At 41.8% G+C, this 21,254-nt stretch carries 12 protein-coding genes, 15 tRNA genes and 3 rRNA genes; 27 read left to right on the top strand and 3 right to left on the bottom strand.

Annotated features, from left to right (window positions below; translation table 11 throughout):
- Positions 1-94: 94 nt before the first annotated feature.
- Both AC3ANV_RS23220 and AC3ANV_RS23215 read right to left on the bottom strand, forming a co-directional pair.
- Positions 95-4,564, bottom strand: a complete 4,470-nt coding sequence (locus AC3ANV_RS23220; protein ID WP_488314313.1) for a glutamate synthase-related protein — start codon at positions 4,562-4,564, stop codon at positions 95-97.
- 323 nt (positions 4,565-4,887) lie between these two features.
- A complete protein-coding gene (locus AC3ANV_RS23215) occupies positions 4,888-6,183 on the bottom strand; it encodes a glutamate-1-semialdehyde 2,1-aminomutase (protein ID WP_488310991.1) in 1,296 nt (431 codons plus the stop codon).
- Positions 6,184-6,355: 172 nt separating this feature from the next.
- Here AC3ANV_RS23215 and AC3ANV_RS23210 point away from each other — a divergent pair, with 172 nt between their 5' ends.
- From AC3ANV_RS23210 to perR, 7 genes are all read left to right on the top strand, one after another.
- Entirely contained in the window at positions 6,356-7,363 is a 1,008-nt protein-coding gene (locus AC3ANV_RS23210; RefSeq protein WP_488310990.1) for an ABC transporter ATP-binding protein, read from the top strand.
- A 21-nt stretch (positions 7,364-7,384) separates the two neighbouring features.
- A complete protein-coding gene (locus AC3ANV_RS23205; protein ID WP_488310989.1) occupies positions 7,385-8,176 on the top strand; it encodes an ABC transporter permease in 792 nt (263 codons plus the stop codon).
- A gap of 3 nt (positions 8,177-8,179) precedes the next feature.
- Positions 8,180-8,965 (top strand): ABC transporter permease, encoded by a 786-nt coding sequence (locus tag AC3ANV_RS23200; protein WP_488310988.1) that lies wholly within the window; start codon positions 8,180-8,182, stop codon positions 8,963-8,965.
- A gap of 96 nt (positions 8,966-9,061) precedes the next feature.
- Entirely contained in the window at positions 9,062-9,454 is a 393-nt protein-coding gene (locus AC3ANV_RS23195; RefSeq protein ID WP_488310987.1) for an ion channel, read from the top strand.
- Between the two features lie 85 nt (positions 9,455-9,539).
- Entirely contained in the window at positions 9,540-10,010 is a 471-nt protein-coding gene (bcp, locus tag AC3ANV_RS23190; protein ID WP_488310986.1) for a thioredoxin-dependent thiol peroxidase, read from the top strand.
- Positions 10,011-10,332: 322 nt separating this feature from the next.
- Positions 10,333-10,881: a cob(I)yrinic acid a,c-diamide adenosyltransferase gene (locus tag AC3ANV_RS23185; RefSeq protein ID WP_488310985.1), complete on the top strand. Its 549-nt coding sequence runs from the start codon at positions 10,333-10,335 to the stop codon at positions 10,879-10,881.
- A 110-nt stretch (positions 10,882-10,991) separates the two neighbouring features.
- Complete coding sequence (gene perR, locus AC3ANV_RS23180) at positions 10,992-11,429, top strand: peroxide-responsive transcriptional repressor PerR (RefSeq protein WP_488310984.1); 438 nt, start codon at positions 10,992-10,994, stop codon at positions 11,427-11,429.
- Between the two features lie 269 nt (positions 11,430-11,698).
- Here perR and AC3ANV_RS23175 read toward each other — a convergent pair whose 3' ends face one another.
- Complete coding sequence (locus AC3ANV_RS23175; protein ID WP_488310983.1) at positions 11,699-12,052, bottom strand: YgzB family protein; 354 nt, start codon at positions 12,050-12,052, stop codon at positions 11,699-11,701.
- Positions 12,053-12,200: 148 nt separating this feature from the next.
- Between AC3ANV_RS23175 and AC3ANV_RS23170 the strand changes: the two genes are divergently transcribed.
- From AC3ANV_RS23170 to AC3ANV_RS23075, 20 genes are all read left to right on the top strand, one after another.
- Complete coding sequence (locus tag AC3ANV_RS23170) at positions 12,201-13,076, top strand: nucleotidyltransferase-like protein (protein WP_488310982.1); 876 nt, start codon at positions 12,201-12,203, stop codon at positions 13,074-13,076.
- Positions 13,077-13,357: 281 nt separating this feature from the next.
- Positions 13,358-14,907, top strand: a 16S ribosomal RNA gene (locus AC3ANV_RS23165).
- Between the two features lie 213 nt (positions 14,908-15,120).
- Positions 15,121-18,056: ribosomal RNA gene (locus AC3ANV_RS23160) — 23S ribosomal RNA — on the top strand.
- 129 nt (positions 18,057-18,185) lie between these two features.
- Positions 18,186-18,301 (top strand): 5S ribosomal RNA (gene rrf, locus AC3ANV_RS23155).
- Together the 16S, 23S and 5S rRNA genes with 15 tRNA genes alongside form the textbook arrangement of a ribosomal RNA operon.
- A 14-nt stretch (positions 18,302-18,315) precedes the next feature.
- Positions 18,316-18,390 (top strand) — tRNA-Asn (locus AC3ANV_RS23150).
- Positions 18,391-18,394: 4 nt separating this feature from the next.
- Positions 18,395-18,486: transfer RNA gene (locus AC3ANV_RS23145), tRNA-Ser, on the top strand.
- A 16-nt stretch (positions 18,487-18,502) separates the two neighbouring features.
- Positions 18,503-18,577, top strand: a tRNA-Glu gene (locus AC3ANV_RS23140).
- Positions 18,578-18,616: 39 nt separating this feature from the next.
- Positions 18,617-18,692, top strand: a tRNA-Val gene (locus AC3ANV_RS23135).
- Between the two features lie 35 nt (positions 18,693-18,727).
- A tRNA-Met gene (locus tag AC3ANV_RS23130) sits at positions 18,728-18,801 on the top strand.
- Between the two features lie 3 nt (positions 18,802-18,804).
- Positions 18,805-18,881, top strand: a tRNA-Asp gene (locus tag AC3ANV_RS23125).
- A gap of 6 nt (positions 18,882-18,887) precedes the next feature.
- Positions 18,888-18,963, top strand: a tRNA-Phe gene (locus AC3ANV_RS23120).
- A gap of 41 nt (positions 18,964-19,004) precedes the next feature.
- Positions 19,005-19,089, top strand: a tRNA-Tyr gene (locus AC3ANV_RS23115).
- A gap of 5 nt (positions 19,090-19,094) precedes the next feature.
- Positions 19,095-19,168: transfer RNA gene (locus AC3ANV_RS23110), tRNA-Trp, on the top strand.
- A gap of 14 nt (positions 19,169-19,182) precedes the next feature.
- Positions 19,183-19,258 (top strand) — tRNA-His (locus AC3ANV_RS23105).
- A 38-nt stretch (positions 19,259-19,296) separates the two neighbouring features.
- Positions 19,297-19,371, top strand: a tRNA-Gln gene (locus AC3ANV_RS23100).
- A gap of 4 nt (positions 19,372-19,375) precedes the next feature.
- Positions 19,376-19,450 (top strand) — tRNA-Gly (locus tag AC3ANV_RS23095).
- Positions 19,451-19,459: 9 nt separating this feature from the next.
- A tRNA-Cys gene (locus AC3ANV_RS23090) sits at positions 19,460-19,533 on the top strand.
- A gap of 45 nt (positions 19,534-19,578) precedes the next feature.
- Positions 19,579-19,664: transfer RNA gene (locus AC3ANV_RS23085), tRNA-Leu, on the top strand.
- Positions 19,665-19,688: 24 nt separating this feature from the next.
- Positions 19,689-19,769 (top strand) — tRNA-Leu (locus AC3ANV_RS23080).
- Positions 19,770-20,184: 415 nt separating this feature from the next.
- On the top strand, positions 20,185-21,120 hold the full coding sequence (locus tag AC3ANV_RS23075; protein ID WP_488310981.1) for an alpha/beta hydrolase: 936 nt from the start codon (positions 20,185-20,187) through the stop codon (positions 21,118-21,120).
- Positions 21,121-21,254 lie beyond the last annotated feature (134 nt).

Below are 21,254 nucleotides of genomic sequence, written 5' to 3'. Positions count from 1 at the left end.
AATTATATGAATTTAATTTTAAATTTTTGTTATAAAATCTGACATAAAAAAAACGTTCGCCTAGAAAGCGAACGTTTTTTAAAAATCTACTATATCATTCCGTTGATACAGATGGATCAGCTTGTTCTTTAACTGGAACTACCTGGACAAAGTGATTTTCCGGATTAGCTAAAAGCTCTTGAAGCTGTTTAGCTTCTTCGGTCTGGCTGTCACTTTCAAGCAAGTTTATATATTGGCCTAAGAGCTCATTGATATCACTTTTACCTTTATCATTTAAATCGGTAACAGATACCTTAGCACCTTTGGCAATCCTTCTTTGAATGGCTTCTTTTGTTAAACCCATTTCAGGCTGCTGGCGAATATAGACTACGCCTCCGGTCATACCTGCGCAAATCCAAGGACCCGGGTCTCCTAATACAAGGCCGCGGCCATTCGTCATATATTCAAATGCAAAGCCTTTAATATTCGCATTGGAGCCGATATTGCCGGCTTCTTGTTCAGGAAGAGGCTTTTTGACAAGACCGCCAATGATTAAATCTGCTCCGGAAAGTCTTATTCCCGCACGGGCATCAGCATTTCCTTGTGCAACAAGAAGACCTTTTTGAGCACCATAGCCGAAACCTTTTCCAACAGAGCCATTGTAGTAGTTTCCATTTTTACCTTTAGATTTCAAGACTTGAATATTCCCTCCGAACGAGGTTTTTCCGACTCCGTCCTGTCCACCGCCATTAACAGTGATGTTGATTCCTTCGCTATTATAGGCACCTAAACCATTTCCTGGAATGGAGCCGTTTTTATACTTAAGGACAACAGGAGGAAGCTGCTTATAGGAACCATCTAATCTGCCGCGTACTCTGTGGCAGGAAACTCTGCTTCCCAAGACCCGCTGTTCAGAAGTGACACTGTCGAATTCGCGGGAGGAATGCAATTGTTCAACACTTCCATCCAGATACTCTGCCCCCACAGCAACTTGCATTTGGACTTCTGCAATTTCTTTAGAAATTTCCGTTTTAGTAAATTGGCTAATTTCAAGCGTTTTAAGCAGGTAAGAAAGATCCAGCTGATTTTGACCTTTAACTTGTTCTAATAAATCGGAACGGCCAACTGCATCCTGTAAATTGCGAATTCCTAGTTGTGCAGCCAAGGACTTTACTTCATTGCCAAATGCTGTGAAGAGATTCATGATTCCTTGGACGGCTAAATCAAATTGTCTTGGGACGAAACGGCGTAAACCGTGTTCTTTTGCCTGTACCTCTGATTCAATTTGGGTGGCAATTCCGACATGACATGTATCTAAATGGCAACCGCGGCATGTGGTACAACCGATGGAGAGCATCGCCAATGTTCCGAAGCCGACTCGGTTTGCCCCGAGAAGCATTACCTTTAGAACGTCATTTGCACTCTTCATGCCGCCATCAGCCCAAAGTTCTACTTTGTGACGCAGACCGCTCTCCAGAAGGGCATTGTGAGCAGCTTTAACACCAATTTCTACCGGTAATCCAACATGTTGAAGGGCGTGAATTCTGGCAGCACCTGTGCCGCCATCGAAACCGCTCAATGTGATAATATCGGCACCGGCTTTGGCAATACCAACTGCAATTGTTCCAATATTAGGAACAACAGGTACTTTAACAGCGATTTTTGCTTGATCATTTGCTGTTTTCAATTCCAGAATCATTTGGGCTAGATCTTCAATTGAGTAAATATCATGGTTATTTGAAGGTGAAATCAAGTCAGAACCAAGTGTTGCATTACGCGCTGCAGCAACCTTTGCTGTTACTTTAGATCCAGGCAGGTGTCCGCCTTCCCCAGGCTTTGCACCCTGACCAATTTTAATTTCTAAGAGATTGGAGGAGTTTAACAGTTCTGCATTGACGCCAAATCGACCTGATGCAATCTGCTGTCCTCTTGTTTTCGGATACTTGCCAAGCATATCCTTAATCTCTCCGCCTTCACCATTTAAACTTACCATATTTAATCTATCGGCGCCTTCAGCATAAGCCCGGAAAGCGATCTCGTTCTGCGAACCAAACGACATAGAAGAGATAATAAACGGTAAATCATGGTCTCCTACACGAATATCTACATCAGATGGTGAAAGTGATTGATTGCTCTTTTTCAATTGAACTAAATGACGAATGGTCGTAGGGTTTTCTTGTTCTTGTTCAGAAATTTTATCCCGATACACATTGTAGTCACCAGTAGAAGCGACTTCACCGATTGCCTTCCAAATTCGAGGGAATAGATGGAATGTCTTTCCAATCCTTTCCTTTTCATTCTGGTAATCTTCTGCTCTGGAAATTGCATCGAGCTTCAATGCTTCAAAGTCATCAGCGATTTCTTTTGAACCGAAAAAGTTAACGATGCCCAAAACATTCGCAATATCTTCATGTAAACCGATACTTGAGAAGAGTCGTCCATAGCCTCTTAATTCATGTATTCCAATGGTTGAAATGACCTTTTCAAGGCCTTTGGTTAGAGCGCTAAATAAGTTGATTAGCGGCTTTGTAGATTCGTCAAGTACGGTAATGAACATATAATAAGGGCTGATTAAATCTGCTCCCAAGCCAAATACTGTCACAATGTCGTGCAGGGAACGGATAGCTGCTGAACGTAAAACGATAGAACATTCCCTTCTTAGTTCAGCTTTAACCAACGCTTGATCAATTGCTGAAGTGACGATATGCGGGTCAATCCAATAGGAATTATCCTGGTGTGATAATGCATCATCAAGGACAAGTAGCGATTTACCTGCGTGAACAGCTTGAACTGCTTCATTAGCAAGCCTTTCTAATGCTTTATCAACTGTTTCCTCATTACTGAATGTTGTAGAAATAAACGCAGCTAATTTTTTCTCCTGAAAATGCTGAATGACTTGATCGAAGCTCGGTTGCCCTAAGCTTTCTGAACAATAATATCCGGCTTTTCCTTCTAAAAGCAGTGGTGAGGTTAGCTCAAGTACTGTTTCTGTTTGTTTATTAAAGAATAAAGTAGGGCGTTTCCCAATGATAACTCGAGTGGAAAAATGCTCTGTTTCCCTGTCACGGTCGATAGCCGGATTTGTAACAACTGCTACGCTTTCTTTGATGTAATCAGCAATATTTTTTCTTTCAGGATTTAGGGCAGCTAGTGGCGCATCATGTCCCAAAGACCGAATTGGTTCAACGCCTTTTTCAGCCATTTGCTCGATCAATTGAATATGATCACGTTCCCAGCCAAATGCCTTGTATTGGCCATTATGAATTTTGTCCGGATAATTCATGGTCACGGTTTTACTTAATGCAGGTGCATTTAAGCGCAGCCTTGAATCATGAATGTTTAATCGATCTGAGAATCGGCTATAAACCTCATTTTGGTAGCGGTCTTGTTCGTAAACATCTAATTTCTCGCCGTTCCATTTAAAGCCGACTTTTTCACCCGGTGCCAACGGCTTTGGATCATTCACATATTCACTTGAAGGAAGAATACCTGATTCTGATGAAAATAGATAGGAGCTTTCCGTTTCAAGCATCCAAAGCGGACGTAGACCTAATGCGTCAACACTAAATACCGCTTCATCCCCATAGCGTGAAATTATCCCTGCAGGACCCTGGGCAAAGTGCCCCCATGCTTCGCGAAGGTACGTATATAAATCTTGTAGTTTTTCTGAATATGCCTTGATTTCATTAACGATAGGCGGAAACAAAACATCCATTGCTTCAAATAATGAATATCCATCCCTGCAGATTAAAGTTTCCATGATCCTGCTTAAATCCTGTGAATCACTTCCGTCTTTTACAAGTGGTACCCCAATCATCCGAGCTTCATCACGCAATTTGGAAATGGTATTAATTTCACCATTATGTCCAAGAACACTGAATGGCTGAACACGGAAGAAGCTTGAAAGTGTATTAGTTGAATAGCGATTATGTCCAAGTGTCATAGTTGAAGCAACGAGTGGGTTTGCCAGGTCCTTATAATAGCGAGGCAGGATATCCCCGGCTCCCATTACTTTATATACAGCATGATTTTGACTAAGTGATGCTACGTGGACATGTTCATTTGTTTCAAGATCAACTAATGCTTCAAAAAGAACCTTAGTTAGCTCTTGGCCGGTTTTAGTTGAGTAACAAGCAAATTGCCAAAATACAGGATTTTCCTGAATTGCGATAGGACCTAATGCAGATGGGTCCGTAACTTGATTTGTTTCAAAAACTACTTCTAACTCATATTTTCCCAGTTTTTGGAGTAATTCCTCTTTAGTAGATTGCCAATTTGCTTTTTGGCTGATAAAAACATGACCAACAGCAAATCCTTCTTTTTCGACTAGTTTACTATCAAGACCTGCATCTTGTAATTTTTCTTTCCAGAGTTCAATTGGAATATCGGTATGAATTCCAACTCCATCTCCTTCGCCATTGATAAAACCGGCACGGTGATTCATTGTAACTAGTGCATCGATACAGTCAAAAATATTCTTTCTGGTGGGACGCTTATCTTTTTCAAGGCAAGCGACTATACCACACGCATCATGCTCATGTTTGTGAAAATCTTTGAAAAGGGAAGGGGTCCATCTTTGTGTCATTTTGTTGGGCTTCATCGGAAAATCCTCAAAAGCCGCTTCACCTCCTATTTAACTATTGAATTGAAATATTATTATTAGGTGGTTAAGAAATAGCTTGGTATTTTATTGGGGCATTAAGTTAACGGAATAAAAACAAAATAATAATATAATAGTATCATATGAATTTTCAGAAATCAAATAAATATACATCAATCTGGATATAAAAATAGCTTGAAAAATGTGGTAGTTTGATTAAAAGAGTTTTATTGTAAACGTTTTCAATGGCTATATAAAAATAAAAGGGAGTGATTAGCACTCCCTTTTATTGTATAAATTTTGTATATTTATTCGTCTTTAAGTAAAGAAAATGCATTTTTAACTGCATGGATTGTTGCTTGAATGTCCTCTTCTGTATGAGCAATAGTAAGGAACCACGCTTCGTATTTTGATGGAGCAAGATTAATGCCCTGATGAAGCATAAGTTTGAAGAATTTAGCAAAGGTCTCGCCATCCGTATTTTCAGCTTGTTCATAGTTTTCAATTTTTTCAGTTGTAAAATATACCGTGAATGCTCCTTTTAATCGATTAATGGTAATTTGGATATCGTGTTCCTTTGCCGCATCCAAAATTCCCTCTTCCAGCATTGCTCCTAAACGATCTAAGTAATCATAAATACCTTCTTGCTTTAATATTTCAAGACAGGCAATACCGGAAAGGATCGAGGCAGGATTACCGGCCATTGTTCCCGCTTGATAAGCAGGGCCAAGCGGAGCAACCTTTTCCATTATTTCCATTCTTCCGCCATAGGCACCAATTGGCAGTCCGCCGCCAATGATTTTACCTAGGGCTGTTAAATCCGGCCGGATACCTAATAAATCTTGTGCACCGCCATACATGAAACGGAAAGCGGTTATGACTTCATCATAAATTACAAGGGCGCCGGCTTCATGGGTGAGATCATTGACCTGTTGTAAGAATCCCGGTTTTGGTTCAACAATTCCGAAATTACCAACAATCGGTTCAACTAAAACAGCCGCAATTTGATTGCCCCATTTTGCAAGTGCCTCTTTAAAAGGTTCAATATCATTAAAAGGTACGGTGATTACTTCTTGGGCGATACTTTTAGGTACACCGGCCGAATCAGGAGTTCCAAGTGTTGATGGTCCTGAGCCTGCTGCAACGAGGACAAGGTCCGAGTGACCATGATAACAGCCGGCAAATTTAATGATTTTGTCTCTTCCGGTATATGCACGGGCGACACGTATTGTTGTCATCACAGCTTCAGTCCCGGAGTTTACAAAGCGAACTTTATCTAATGAGGGAATAGCTTCCTTCAGCATTTTTGCAAATTTCACTTCATGTGGTGTGGGTGTGCCGTAAAGAACACCGCCTTCTGCGGCTTTTTTGATGGCTTCTGTGATATGCGGGTGGGCGTGACCTGTAATAATCGGTCCATATGCTGCGAGATAGTCGATATATTGATTGCCGTCAACATCCCAAAAATAAGCGCCCTGAGCACGTTCCATTACGACAGGAGCACCTCCGCCAACAGCTTTATAGGAACGGGATGGACTATTTACTCCGCCGACTATATGTTCAAGTGCTTCATTATGTAACCGTTCTGAATTAGAAAATTGCACTATTTTTCCTCCTCATAAATAAATTCTTCCTTATTTTAGCACGTTTTTTAATCATTTTTTTCTATTTAAACTTTTTGAATATTTTATAAGAAGGAATAAAAGGCAGGACGGTTGTGTTACTTACGTTATTTGGCTAAACTAACTTCTTAGGTAAGCATCAGGAGGAATAAGGATGACGAATGTAATAGAAGTAAAAAATTTGCGAAAAGAGTTTAAAGCCTATTCAAGCAGAACGGGGTTAAAAGGTGCTTTTAGAGATCTCTTCACACGAAATTACAAGGTTGTTCCTGCTGTAAATGATATAAGCTTTACAGTGAAAAAGGGGGAAATGGTCGGTTATATTGGTGAAAATGGTGCCGGAAAATCAACCACTATTAAAATGCTGACAGGGATTTTAACACCGACATCCGGCCGGGTAACTGTTAATGGAATGAATCCTCATAAAGAGCGGGAAAGATTTGTCGGGACAATTGGTGTCGTATTTGGCCAACGGTCGCAACTGTGGTGGGATATAGCTGTCCAGGAGTCGTTCAGGCTTTTGAAAAAAGTGTATAAGGTTTCGGATGAACATTACAATGACCACATGAAGCATGTCATTGAAACTTTAGATATCGAACCGCTATTGGATAAACCGGTCCGTAAATTATCGCTGGGGCAGAGAATGAGATGTGAGCTTGCTGCTGCATTAATTCACAATCCGCCCTTACTATTTTTAGATGAACCGACGATTGGTTTAGATGTTCTGGTTAAGTTGAAGATCCGTGAATTTCTTAAAGAAATTAATGAAAAGTTCCACACGACAATTCTTTTAACAACACATGATCTTTCCGACATTGAAGCATTATGCGAGCGCGTGGTCATGCTTGATGAAGGGAAAATTATTTATGATGGTGCACTTAAGGATTTAAAAGAGCAATGGGGTGAGGGAAAAGCCCTTCAATTTCAATTCCTAGAGAGAGTTGATCTTACAGCAATAAGAAAATTAACTGCCGGAATGCCTGTTAAGTGGGAAATGGATGAAAAAAATACCGAATTTACTGCTTTTTTAGAGGATAGCGATGAACTCATTTCTCAGGTGATTGCTACGGTGGTAGCTGCTTTTAAAATTAAGGATATCAAAATTAACGAGACTTCAACGGAAGAAATCATTCGGAATATTTATGAGAAAGGCACTGTATAAGAGGAGGGAGGGCATAGTACCGTGGACAAATATTTAGAAATGATTAGAATCCGTTTTTTAATGATGCTCGCTTACCGAACAAATTATTATACAGGGATCCTTATTTATAGCATAAATATTGGCGCTTATTATTTTTTATGGTCGGCTATTTATGGAGGTAAACAACAAATCGTAGGGCTTTCCGTCATTCAAATGACAACTTACGTTGCGGTTTCCTGGATGGCACGTGCCTTTTATTTTAATAACCTGGACAGGGAAATGGCACTGGAAATCATGGAGGGAAAAGTGGCAATTGAATTAATCAGGCCATACAGCTACCTTGGAATGAAAATTATGCAGGGGCTTGGCGAAGGGATATTCCGGCTCTTCTTTTTTTCCGCTCCGGGATTAGTGATTGTTTCGTTTGTCTTTCCCGTGAAATTTACTTGGGACCCGGGTGTATGGGGATTGTTTGCTATTTCCATTCTATTAAGTTTTTTTATCAATACAGAACTCAATTTATTAACAGGGATTACAACATTCTTCTTATATAATAATGCAGGCCTAATCAGGGCGAAGCGGGTCGTAATTGATTTATTTTCCGGTCTGCTCCTTCCGATAAGCTTCTTTCCGGGATGGGCACAAGGTGTTATGAAATATCTTCCCTTTCAAGGGATTAGCTATATTCCAAGTATGATCTTTACGAATGGATTCACCCACCAGCAAGCAATGAATGCCCTAATTCAACAATTGGTTTGGGTGATTATTTTAATTTTGCCTATTCAATTCCTCTGGTACTTGGCAAAAAAACAAATGATCATTCAAGGAGGGTAAAAAATGTTTTATACATCCATGCTTTTTCAATATATTTCTCAATACTTAAAAACAAGGTTTCAGTATCGGGCCGATTTGTTTGTTGAGTTTTTTTCGGATTTACTATCACAGGCCATTAACCTGATCTTTATTTTGATTGTATTTGGCCATACAAGTTTGTTAAATGGTTGGAGTCGGGATGAAATTATCTTTATGTATGGTTTTTTTCTCGTGCCGTTTGCCTTATTTTCTACGTTTTTTAATATATGGGATTTTAATGAGCGGTATATTGTGAAGGGGGAACTTGACCGAATTCTGACTAGACCTATTCATAGCCTGTTTCAAATTATTCTTGAACGGCTTGAACTAGAATCCTTATTAGGTGCCATTACAGGACTAGCCGTAATGTTTTATTCGGGAAGCCGGCTGGGGCTTTCTGTGCACTGGTATGACCCGTTATTGTTTTTAATTCTTGTAATAGGCGGTGCTCTTGTTTATGGAGGAGTTTTTATCATGATTGCCTGTATAAGCTTTTGGGCAGATGCCAGAACGTCCATCATGCCGATGATGTACAATATTAGCAGCTATGGCCGTTACCCGGTAGATATTTATAATAAAGTTATTCGCTTTGTTTTAACATGGGTATTGCCCTTTGCCTTTGTTGGAGTTTACCCTGCTGCTTATTTTCTTGGAAAAAAAGAATGGTTTGTGTATGCGTTTTTAACACCTGTCATTGGTATTGTTTTCTTTGTAATCTCAGTATTTCTTTGGAATCAGGGAGTAAAAAAGTATCGCGGAGCAGGAAATTGATTTAACCGGACATAAGTTGTCCGGTTTTTTGATATTTTATGGTCCAAGCATGCATAGAAATAGAATAACTCAAATAAATTTTGAGGTGGTCTAAGGATGATCTATTTCTTGCTTCCAATCGTTGTTTTTTGTATTTTTATGAGTTTGCGAACTCTTTTTATCCCAAAAACGCTTAGAGGTAAATTTGCATCGGTTGAAAACTTTCTTTATTTAGGCTTAGTATACTTAACTGTCATTATCGGCTTTGGTCTTATCTACCTGATGTTTAATTTAGTCGGCAGTCCATTATTGGTGGAAATGTATAAGCATAATCGCCATAATATGTTTGAAACAAGTTTTTATTTTAGTGCTATGACTCTTTTTTCAGTTGGAAACGGTGATGTCATCCCCTATGGAATTGGTAGAATTATTGCTGTAACTGAAGCCTTGATTGGTTATACCCTTCCGGCTGCATTTGTTGCGAGGGCAGTATTTGATCGGGAAAAATGATTTCTGTGAAAATGTAAAAGTTGTTTTGTTTGCTAAAATTCGTTAGGCTGTAATTAAGAAATATTTTACAAATGGAGTGATCATAATGACGGTTGAAGCAGGGATGCAGGCTCCTGATTTCACTTTAGAAGCAAATAATAATGAGACAGTAACTTTATCAAGTTTTAAAGGAAAAAATGTGGTTCTTTATTTTTATCCGAAGGACATGACACCAGGGTGCACGACAGAAGCATGTGATTTTCGTGATCAGATTGAACAATTTAATGAAGTGAATGCAGTCATAGTTGGAATAAGTCCGGACCCTGTTGACCGCCATAAGAAATTTATTGGGAAATACGGTTTGCCGTTTTTATTACTGGCAGATACAGATAACAAAGTAGCAGAAGCCTATGGGGTGTGGAAATTAAAGAAAAACTTTGGCAAAGAATATATGGGGATTGAAAGATCTACTTTTATTATTGATAAGGAAGGCAAACTGGTAAAAGAGTGGAGAAAAGTGCAAGTAAATGGACATGTTGAAGAAGCATTGAATTACATACGGGAGAATCTTCAATAATAACAATATTTGAAGCCTATTTTCTTCATTAAAGGCATTTGTCCAATGCAACAAACTGCAGTTTGAATATCATTTTATTAGGGCATACCTCCTCAGATAAAAATTTTTGGGTCCATAGCGGCCCTTTTTTTATGCTTAAAAACAAATTCCATACTTTCAAGTTTTATAATGTTTGTATAGGTGTTATGATGAAGAAAAATAAGAGAAATAATTGGTATAAAAATTATTGAACAGGACACAAATTTTAAACATAATTTACATAAATATTTTTAAAAGGATAATGATTTTTTCAATATTATTGATTTAAATGGGGGTATAAAAAATGAAGATTTATACAAAAACGGGTGATAAGGGGACAACCTCCCTTATTTACGGCCAAAGGGTTGCAAAAACTGACTTGCGAGTAGAAGCTTATGGGACCTGTGATGAGACCAATTCAATGATTGGACTTGCATTAGGTTATATAAATAGGGAAAAATTTCAAGGAAAAGAAATGATTGAAAATGTATATCATAAAATACAAACAAATCTTTTTCACGTTGGGGCTGAATTAGCTACCCCAAAGGGCAAAGAAGTGAAATGGTCACTATCTGCATCTGATATTGAAGAAATGGAAAAACAAATTGATGAATGGAATGGAACACTTCCGGAGCTGACGAATTTTATTTTGCCGGGTGGTCATCCCTCAGGTGCTGCTTTTCATGTTGCACGTACGATTGCAAGAAGGGCAGAAAGATGTGCAGTAGCAATAGGTGAAGATGTAAATCCCCTTGTTTTAGCTTATTTAAATAGGCTTTCCGATCTTTTGTTTGTGACTGCGAGGTATGTGAACCATCTTTTAGGACAAAAAGAACAAACATTACATCAGTAAATATGAAAAATTTCCTATATGTGAGATTGCAATATTGACAAGAGTATAAAAGAATTAGTAAACTAATTATAACAATTATAATCTAAGAATATTTTTTAGAAAAGAGGTGCATGACGATGAATCAGCTTAAAGAAGCGTTAGATACCTTAAAGGAAACCGGGGTACGGATTACTCCGCAACGTCATGCGATACTTGAATATTTAATAAACTCGATGTCACATCCTACTGCAGATGATATTTATAAAGCCCTTGAGGGAAAATTCCCTAATATGAGTGTGGCGACAGTTTACAACAATTTACGAGTATTTCGTGAAGTAGGTTTAGTAAAGGAATTAACTTACGGTGATGCTTCAAGTCGCTTTGACTTTGTTACCTCACATCATTATCATGTTATTTGTGAAAAGTGCGGGAAAATAGTTGACTTTCATTATCCGGGCTTAGATGAAGTGGAACAATTAGCTTCACATGTAACGGGCTTTAAAATTGAAAATCACCGAATGGAGATTTACGGATCCTGTCCGGAATGTGCAAGTAAAGAGGTTCATTAAATAAATAAAACAAAAGCCGATTTTAATTAAGAATCGGTTCTTTTTTTGCTAAGGCTGTGTTAAAGGCCGTTGTTGATTTTGAAACTATGTTGATTGGAGCGCAAATCAACAGGCAAGTTTAACACAGTCTTTGCTAAAAGGAAGGAATAACTTTTGCATAATTTATACTTTCCTTTACGCATAAGCGAAGCTGTGCAACTACCTTCGAACTTCTAAACGGCAAGTTTTCTATATCAAAATAAAAAAGCTATCTCTATTTGATGAGATAGCTATTTATTTTCAGATTTCTTGTTATAAGATTCATCAAACTCTTTACCTTCTAGTTTTTGATCAAGGGTCAAAGGTTCTCGGCAATACATACACATATCCACCCGACCAAGCATTTTTGTTGGTTTGCCGCAGCTTGGACACCTTACTTGTATGGTTTTTGTTGATAACATTCCAATCCAAAAATATACGACAGTACTTGCAATAATAAAAAGAAGACCTAAAAGCATGAAAATGGTCATAATAAGTGGTGAATTACGAAAATAGATTCCGCCGTACATAACGATAAAACCGATGAAAATTAAAGATAGTGCAAAAGTACGGATTTTATTTATCTTACTCGAATATTTAGCCATATGACTCCCTCCTAAAAAAACTATACCATATTTATGAATAGAGAAAAAAGGCTATGCAGATGAATGTCGAATTTTGTCTCTATATAAAGAAGGAGTTTTATCATTATTGTCGAACATATAGGCTATTGAAAAAAATGGAGGTATGAGAATGGAAGACATTCTTCGGCCCATTTATCAAGAAAGGGCGAGCCAATCAAATACACTTGGTGTTTTGATGGTTGAAAAAAGACAAAAGTCAGGCAGCACCACGGATTCATTCGATGTTATTTTATTAGTTATCGTAAAAGAGGCGGAACAACCTTTATTTATAAAGCACTATTCTTATGATGATAAAAAAGCTGCTCTGCATGTTATTGCTGAACCTTTATTGCAAGAATGGCTTTTATTAGGTACCAATCGAAAAATATTTGAATGGCTTCACAATGCTAAAATTTTATTCGACCGTAATGAATATGTAGCTAATTTAAAAATGGAGCTGCGGGAATTTCCTTTTTACGGTCGTAAGCTCAAAATGGGGTTGGAATTTGCAAAATTAATTCGACGTTATGTGGATGGTAAGGCTCTGTTTGAATGTCATTTGTTTCTTGATGCATATAATCATGTAGTTCATTCATTGCATCATCTTGCCAGACTAGCGGTTATTGAAAATGGTTTACATCCCGAACTTACAGTTTGGCATCAAGTAAAGCAAATAGAACCAGAAGTTTTTAAATTATATGAAGAACTAGTTAATAGTGAAGAAACACTTGAAAAAAGATTAGAACTTTTATTTCTGGCAAGTGAGTTTATGATCCATTCAAGAACAACCATCGGCGCAGGGCATTTATTAGAAGTGCTATCCGGTAAAGAGTATTGGTCGTTCAGTGAAATCATGAACGAAAAGGAATTGACTCCTTACTCAGTCGATATGGCTGTACTGCTTGAGTATCTAATTGATAAACATCTAATAGAAGTCGTTAATGTAAAAACTAAGGGCCAAGGTGTTTTTCATAGATGTTATCGTATTTATAAAAAAATATCGTAAAAAAACAACAAAATGTATTGACCTTTGAGAAAATACTTGGTATATTAATAACCGTCGCTGAGGAACAAGCTAATTAAGTTTTTCGTGAGTGACGGTTAATTTAAAAAAATGTTGACATTATAAAAAGTAATATGTTATATTAATAAAGTCGCTTGTGAGCGACGCGAGAAAATGTTCTTTGAAAACTAAACAAACAAAATCGTGCAAACAAACAATAACTATTAGCAGATCTTTCGTAAGAAAGTGAAGCTAAGCCAACGTAACAAATGAGCTAATCAACTTTCTTGGAGAGTTTGATCCTGGCTCAGGACGAACGCTGGCGGCGTGCCTAATACATGCAAGTCGAGCGAACCTTTAGGAGCTTGCTCCTGAAGGTTAGCGGCGGACGGGTGAGTAACACGTGGGCAACCTGCCTGTAAGACTGGGATAACTTCGGGAAACCGGAGCTAATACCGGATAATCCTTTTCCTCTCATGAGGGAAAGCTGAAAGATGGTTTCGGCTGTCACTTACAGATGGGCCCGCGGCGCATTAGCTAGTTGGTGAGGTAACGGCTCACCAAGGCGACGATGCGTAGCCGACCTGAGAGGGTGATCGGCCACACTGGGACTGAGACACGGCCCAGACTCCTACGGGAGGCAGCAGTAGGGAATCTTCCGCAATGGACGAAAGTCTGACGGAGCAACGCCGCGTGAGCGATGAAGGCCTTCGGGTCGTAAAGCTCTGTTGTTAGGGAAGAACAAGTACCGGAGTAACTGCCGGTACCTTGACGGTACCTAACCAGAAAGCCACGGCTAACTACGTGCCAGCAGCCGCGGTAATACGTAGGTGGCAAGCGTTGTCCGGAATTATTGGGCGTAAAGCGCGCGCAGGCGGTCCTTTAAGTCTGATGTGAAAGCCCACGGCTCAACCGTGGAGGGTCATTGGAAACTGGGGGACTTGAGTGCAGAAGAGGAAAGTGGAATTCCACGTGTAGCGGTGAAATGCGTAGAGATGTGGAGGAACACCAGTGGCGAAGGCGACTTTCTGGTCTGTAACTGACGCTGAGGCGCGAAAGCGTGGGGAGCAAACAGGATTAGATACCCTGGTAGTCCACGCCGTAAACGATGAGTGCTAAGTGTTAGAGGGTTTCCGCCCTTTAGTGCTGCAGCTAACGCATTAAGCACTCCGCCTGGGGAGTACGGCCGCAAGGCTGAAACTCAAAGGAATTGACGGGGGCCCGCACAAGCGGTGGAGCATGTGGTTTAATTCGAAGCAACGCGAAGAACCTTACCAGGTCTTGACATCCTCTGACACCCCTAGAGATAGGGCTTTCCCCTTCGGGGGACAGAGTGACAGGTGGTGCATGGTTGTCGTCAGCTCGTGTCGTGAGATGTTGGGTTAAGTCCCGCAACGAGCGCAACCCTTGATCTTAGTTGCCAGCATTCAGTTGGGCACTCTAAGGTGACTGCCGGTGACAAACCGGAGGAAGGTGGGGATGACGTCAAATCATCATGCCCCTTATGACCTGGGCTACACACGTGCTACAATGGATGGTACAAAGGGCTGCAAAACCGCAAGGTCGAGCCAATCCCATAAAACCATTCTCAGTTCGGATTGTAGGCTGCAACTCGCCTACATGAAGCCGGAATCGCTAGTAATCGCGGATCAGCATGCCGCGGTGAATACGTTCCCGGGCCTTGTACACACCGCCCGTCACACCACGAGAGTTTGTAACACCCGAAGTCGGTGGGGTAACCGTAAGGAGCCAGCCGCCTAAGGTGGGACAGATGATTGGGGTGAAGTCGTAACAAGGTAGCCGTATCGGAAGGTGCGGCTGGATCACCTCCTTTCTAAGGATATATGCCGGACATATGAGCCGGACAAAACAGTTTGTTTGAAACACGTTCTTTGTTTGTTTAGTTTTGAGAGAGCAATTAATCTCTCGAAGCTTTTTTTATTCGTTCTTTGAAAACTGGATAATCGTAAAGAAGAAGTCAAAGTAAGAACCGAGTGATCGCCATTTTAGTTTTCTCTCTTATTATGTAAGAGAATTAAACCTTTTAGGTTAAGTTAGAAAGGGCGCACGGTGAATGCCTTGGCACTAGGAGCCGATGAAGGACGGGACTAACACCGATATGCTTCGGGGAGCTGTAAGTAAGCTTTGATCCGGAGATTTCCGAATGGGGAAACCCATTGCTCGTAATGGAGCAATATCATTACCTGAATACATAGGGTATGGAAGGCATACCCGGGGAACTGAAACATCTAAGTACCCGGAGGAAGAGAAAGCAAACGCGATTCCCTGAGTAGCGGCGAGCGAAACGGGACATAGCCCAAACCAAGAGGCTTGCCTCTTGGGGTTGTAGGACACTCAACATGGAGTTACAAAGGAACGGGGTAGATGAAGCGATCTGGAAAGGTCCGTCATAGAAGGTAAAAACCCTGTAGTTGAAACTTCGTTCCCTCCTGAGTGGATCCTGAGTACGGCCGGACACGTGAAATCCGGTCGGAAGCAGGGAGGACCATCTCCCAAGGCTAAATACTCCCTAGTGACCGATAGTGAACCAGTACCGTGAGGGAAAGGTGAAAAGCACCCCGGAAGGGGAGTGAAATAGTTCCTGAAACCGTGTGCCTACAAGTAGTCAGAGCCCGTTCATGGGTGATGGCGTGCCTTTTGTAGAATGAACCGGCGAGTTACGATTACATGCAAGGTTAAGTTGAAGAGACGGAGCCGCAGCGAAAGCGAGTCTTAATAGGGCGAATGAGTATGTGGTCGTAGACCCGAAACCAGGTGATCTACCCATGTCCAGGGTGAAGTCCAGGTAACACTGGATGGAGGCCCGAACCCACGCACGTTGAAAAGTGCGGGGATGAGGTGTGGGTAGCGGAGAAATTCCAATCGAACTTGGAGATAGCTGGTTCTCTCCGAAATAGCTTTAGGGCTAGCCTCACGTAGTAAGAGTCTTGGAGGTAGAGCACTGTTTGGACTAGGGGCCCTCATCGGGTTACCGAATTCAGACAAACTCCGAATGCCAAAGACTTATCCGTGGGAGTCAGACTGCGAGTGATAAGATCCGTAGTCAAAAGGGAAACAGCCCAGACCACCAGCTAAGGTCCCAAAGTATACGTTAAGTGGAAAAGGATGTGGAGTTGCTTAGACAACCAGGATGTTGGCTTAGAAGCAGCCACCATTTAAAGAGTGCGTAATAGCTCACTGGTCGAGTGACTCTGCGCCGAAAATGTACCGGGGCTAAACGTATCACCGAAGCTGTGGATTGACATCTTAGATGTCAGTGGTAGGAGAGCGTTCTAAGGGCGTTGAAGTCAGACCGTAAGGACTGGTGGAGCGCTTAGAAGTGAGAATGCCGGTATGAGTAGCGAAAGATGAGTGAGAATCTCATCCACCGAATGCCTAAGGTTTCCTGAGGAAGGCTCGTCCGCTCAGGGTTAGTCGGGACCTAAGCCGAGGCCGAAAGGCGTAGGCGATGGACAACAGGTTGATATTCCTGTACCACCTCTTTATCGTTTGAGCAACGGGGGGACGCAGGAGGATAGGGTAAGCGCGCTGTTGGATATGCGCGTCTAAGCAGTTAGGCTGCAAGTGAGGCAAATCCCGCTTGCGTGAAGGCTGAGCTGTGACAGCGAGGGAAATTTAGTACCGAAGTTCCTGATTCCACACTGCCAAGAAAAGCCTCTAGCGAGATAAAAGGTGCCCGTACCGCAAACCGACACAGGTAGGCGAGGAGAGAATCCTAAGGTGAGCGAGAGAACTCTCGTTAAGGAACTCGGCAAAATGACCCCGTAACTTCGGGAGAAGGGGTGCTCTTTGGGGTGAATAGCCTCGAAGAGCCGCAGTGAATAGGCCCAGGCGACTGTTTAGCAAAAACACAGGTCTCTGCGAAGCCGCAAGGCGAAGTATAGGGGCTGACGCCTGCCCGGTGCTGGAAGGTTAAGAGGAGGGGTTAGCGCAAGCGAAGCTCTGAATCGAAGCCCCAGTAAACGGCGGCCGTAACTATAACGGTCCTAAGGTAGCGAAATTCCTTGTCGGGTAAGTTCCGACCCGCACGAAAGGCGTAACGATCTGGGCACTGTCTCAACGAGAGACTCGGTGAAATTATAGTACCTGTGAAGATGCAGGTTACCCGCGACAGGACGGAAAGACCCCGTGGAGCTTTACTGTAGCCTGATATTGAATTTTGGTACAGCTTGTACAGGATAGGTAGGAGCCGTAGAAGCCGGAGCGCTAGCTTCGGTGGAGGCGTCGGTGGGATACTACCCTGGCTGTATTGAAATTCTAACCCGCACCCCTGATCGGGGTGGGAGACAGTGTCAGGTGGGCAGTTTGACTGGGGCGGTCGCCTCCTAAAGAGTAACGGAGGCGCCCAAAGGTTCCCTCAGAATGGTTGGAAATCATTCGTAGAGTGTAAAGGCACAAGGGAGCTTGACTGCGAGACCTACAAGTCGAGCAGGGACGAAAGTCGGGCTTAGTGATCCGGTGGTTCCGCATGGAAGGGCCATCGCTCAACGGATAAAAGCTACCCCGGGGATAACAGGCTTATCTCCCCCAAGAGTCCACATCGACGGGGAGGTTTGGCACCTCGATGTCGGCTCATCGCATCCTGGGGCTGTAGTCGGTCCCAAGGGTTGGGCTGTTCGCCCATTAAAGCGGTACGCGAGCTGGGTTCAGAACGTCGTGAGACAGTTCGGTCCCTATCCGTCGTGGGCGCAGGAAATTTGAGAGGAGCTGTCCTTAGTACGAGAGGACCGGGATGGACGCACCGCTGGTGTACCAGTTGTCTTGCCAAAGGCATCGCTGGGTAGCTATGTGCGGACGGGATAAGTGCTGAAAGCATCTAAGCATGAAGCCCCCCTCAAGATGAGATTTCCCATAGCGTCAAGCTAGTAAGAACCCTGAAAGATGATCAGGTTGATAGGTCAGAGGTGGAAGCGCGGTGACGTGTGGAGCTGACTGATACTAATCGTTCGAGGACTTAACCAGTATTAAAGCGAGCTCGTTTTTACAAAAACTTCTTCTGCATTATCCGGTTTTGAGGGAATGAAAAAAAAATAAATTTCCTCTTGAAAAATATTAAAAAGACATTATAATAAAATAGTGTCTGATAAATAGTCTGGCAGCAATGGCGAGAAGGTCACACCCGTTCCCATACCGAACACGGAAGTTAAGCTTCTCAGCGCCGATGGTAGTTGGGACTTTGTCCCTGTGAGAGTAGGACGTTGCCAGGCTGTAATAATATTATTCCGCAGTAGCTCAGTGGTAGAGCTATCGGCTGTTAACCGATCGGTCGTAGGTTCGAGTCCTACCTGCGGAGCCATAATGGAGAGCTGTCCGAGTGGCCGAAGGAGCACGATTGGAAATCGTGTAGGCGGGTAACCCTGTCTCAAGGGTTCAAATCCCTTGCTCTCCGCCATTTAATTCTAAATTATGGCCCCTTGGTCAAGCGGTTAAGACACCGCCCTTTCACGGCGGTAACACGGGTTCGAATCCCGTAGGGGTCACCAAAAATTTTTCGCGCTAGCGAACATAACTTTCATTATTATGGAGGATTAGCTCAGCTGGGAGAGCATCTGCCTTACAAGCAGAGGGTCGGCGGTTCGATCCCGTCATCCTCCACCATATATTTTTAAAACAAATAATGTATTTATTACCGTCGCGGGGTGGAGCAGTCCGGTAGCTCGTCGGGCTCATAACCCGAAGGTCGCAGGTTCAAATCCTGTCCCCGCAATCCGGTCTGGTAGTTCAGTTGGTTAGAATGCCTGCCTGTCACGCAGGAGGTCGCGGGTTCGAGTCCCGTCCAGACCGCCATATGTTGGCTCAGTAGCTCAGTCGGTAGAGCAAAGGACTGAAAATCCTTGTGTCGGCGGTTCGATTCCGTCCTGAGCCACCATTGTTTTAAAAAATAAAGCTGGCAAAACAACTATTATATGTGGAGGGGTAGCGAAGTGGCTAAACGCGGCGGACTGTAAATCCGCTCCCTCCGGGTTCGGCGGTTCGAATCCGTCCCCCTCCACCATTTATAGGGGTATAGTTTAAAGGTAGAACGAAGGTCTCCAAAACCTTTGGTGTGGGTTCAATTCCTACTACCCCTGCCAAAAATTTTATAGTGGCGATTGTGGCGAAGTGGTTAACGCATCGGATTGTGGTTCCGACATTCGTGGGTTCGATTCCCATCAGTCGCCCCATAATTTTTATTGAAAATATTTGATATTTATAATATCATTGGGCTATAGCCAAGCGGTAAGGCATCGCACTTTGACTGCGACATGCGTTGGTTCAAATCCAGCTAGCCCAGCCAATTTGCGGAAGTAGTTCAGTGGTAGAACACCACCTTGCCAAGGTGGGGGTCGCGGGTTCGAATCCCGTCTTCCGCTCCAAAAATTAATGGCGGCATAGCCAAGTGGTAAGGCAGAGGTCTGCAAAACCTTTACCACCGGTTCGAATCCGGTTGCCGCCTCCATAATTATTTATGTTGAGTATTGATATGAACAAGTAATTTATTTTCGCCGGGGTGGCGGAACTGGCAGACGCACAGGACTTAAAATCCTGCGGTAGGTGACTACCGTACCGGTTCGATTCCGGTCCTCGGCATTACTTCAACAAACATTTTAATACGCCGGTGTGGCGGAATTGGCAGACGCGCACGACTCAAAATCGTGTTCCTCTGGAGTGTCGGTTCGACCCCGACCACCGGTATATGGACAATCGCTTTCCTAGGCGATGAAATCAACGTTTCTTACACTATGTAAGAAACGTTTTTTATTTATTTATAAGATAATTTCATGTAAAAAAGCTGTTTTCGTAAAAATTGCTATTATAAACTCACGAATAAACCATTTTAAATTGTAAAATTACTTAACCATACGATTTATCAGCGAATCCAAAAAAGCACCTATCTTTAAAAATAAGCCCCAAAAGTGATGAATTCTGCCCGTTAAAAACGGAAAGAGCAGTTACCACCACAATCACCCGATTGACAGTTTTTTAAAAATTGAGATATATTCAAGTTAAGTAAGTACATTCAGGATAAACTGATTTCACACACAATATTAAGAACATAAGTATGTGTGTATTTTTTATGTAAACAAAAATCCTATTAGGGGTGATTGGTTTGGTCAATCAATCGTCGTTTTCTTTCCATTCAAGTGATGGAGCTGAAATTTTTGTAAATAAATGGGCTGCTGACATTGAGGGGAAGCCAAGAGCAATTGTACAGATTGCCCATGGGATGGCGGAACATATTCAACGATATAATTCTTTTGCCAGGGAACTTACTTTGCAAAATATCTTTGTCTATGGCAATGATCATCGCGGACATGGAAAGACAGGAGTACAGAATAACAGTCCGGGGTATTTAGCGGATGTAGATGGATTTGAAAAAGTAGTTGCTGATATTAATTTGCTGACAACAATAATTAAAGAAGAAAATCCCGAAGTCCCTGTCTTTTTATTAGGACATAGTATGGGATCTTTTTTAGCAAGAAGATTTATTCAATTGTACGGGGATAAGCTTACAGGAGTTATTTTATCCGGAACAGGTGGAGACCCTGGATTGTTGGGGAAAATCGGAAGAATGGTTGCTGCTAGGGAAATGAAGAAAAAAGGGGCCAAGACACCAAGTCACTTATTAAATAATTTAACCTTCGGCAGCTATAATAAAGGGTTCACTCCTAACAGAACAGAATTTGATTGGTTGAGCAGGGATGAATCTGAAGTAGATAAGTATATAGCTGACCCATTTTGCGGAGAGGTATTCACTTCAGGGTTTTTTCATGATCTTCTTGAAGGGCTTGAAATTATAAATAAACCCGGCAATATAAAGTCAATTCCATTAGACCTGCCAATCTACTTAATTTCCGGAAGTAAAGATCCTGTAGGAGGTAATACCAAAGGGGTACTGCAAACCTATCAAGCTTATAAAAAAGCAGGAATTAAGGATGTAAACTATAAAATATATGAAAATGCACGACATGAAATTCTAAATGAAATCAATAAAGATGAAGTAATTGCCGATATGATAAAATGGATAAATAACCATTTGAATTAAAAAAAGTCCTTAAATGGACTTTTTATTTTGTTATTGTATTTTTGGCCAAGTGCAAAAATCGACAAATTTCGAAAAAACCACTTGACGTTGAATAGCAATACGTGTATTATAATAAAGGTCAGTTGATAATAAAT

It is taken from the genome of Neobacillus sp. DFD-2R, assembly GCF_057747865.1.
This window is presented reverse-complemented; position numbering and strand designations above follow the sequence as displayed.

What these genes read in the sequence shown, in the direction of transcription:
- AC3ANV_RS23220 (WP_488314313.1), bottom strand. Translation starts at nt 4,564, where the DNA reads ATGACACAAAGATGGACCCCTTCCCTTTTCAAAGATTTTCACAAACAT.
- AC3ANV_RS23210 (WP_488310990.1), top strand. Translation starts at nt 6,356, where the DNA reads ATGACGAATGTAATAGAAGTAAAAAATTTGCGAAAAGAGTTTAAAGCC.
- AC3ANV_RS23200 (WP_488310988.1), top strand. Translation starts at nt 8,180, where the DNA reads ATGTTTTATACATCCATGCTTTTTCAATATATTTCTCAATACTTAAAA.
- AC3ANV_RS23195 (WP_488310987.1), top strand. Translation starts at nt 9,062, where the DNA reads ATGATCTATTTCTTGCTTCCAATCGTTGTTTTTTGTATTTTTATGAGT.
- bcp (WP_488310986.1), top strand. Translation starts at nt 9,540, where the DNA reads ATGACGGTTGAAGCAGGGATGCAGGCTCCTGATTTCACTTTAGAAGCA.
- AC3ANV_RS23185 (WP_488310985.1), top strand. Translation starts at nt 10,333, where the DNA reads ATGAAGATTTATACAAAAACGGGTGATAAGGGGACAACCTCCCTTATT.
- perR (WP_488310984.1), top strand. Translation starts at nt 10,992, where the DNA reads ATGACGATGAATCAGCTTAAAGAAGCGTTAGATACCTTAAAGGAAACC.
- AC3ANV_RS23175 (WP_488310983.1), bottom strand. Translation starts at nt 12,052, where the DNA reads ATGGCTAAATATTCGAGTAAGATAAATAAAATCCGTACTTTTGCACTA.
- AC3ANV_RS23170 (WP_488310982.1), top strand. Translation starts at nt 12,201, where the DNA reads ATGGAAGACATTCTTCGGCCCATTTATCAAGAAAGGGCGAGCCAATCA.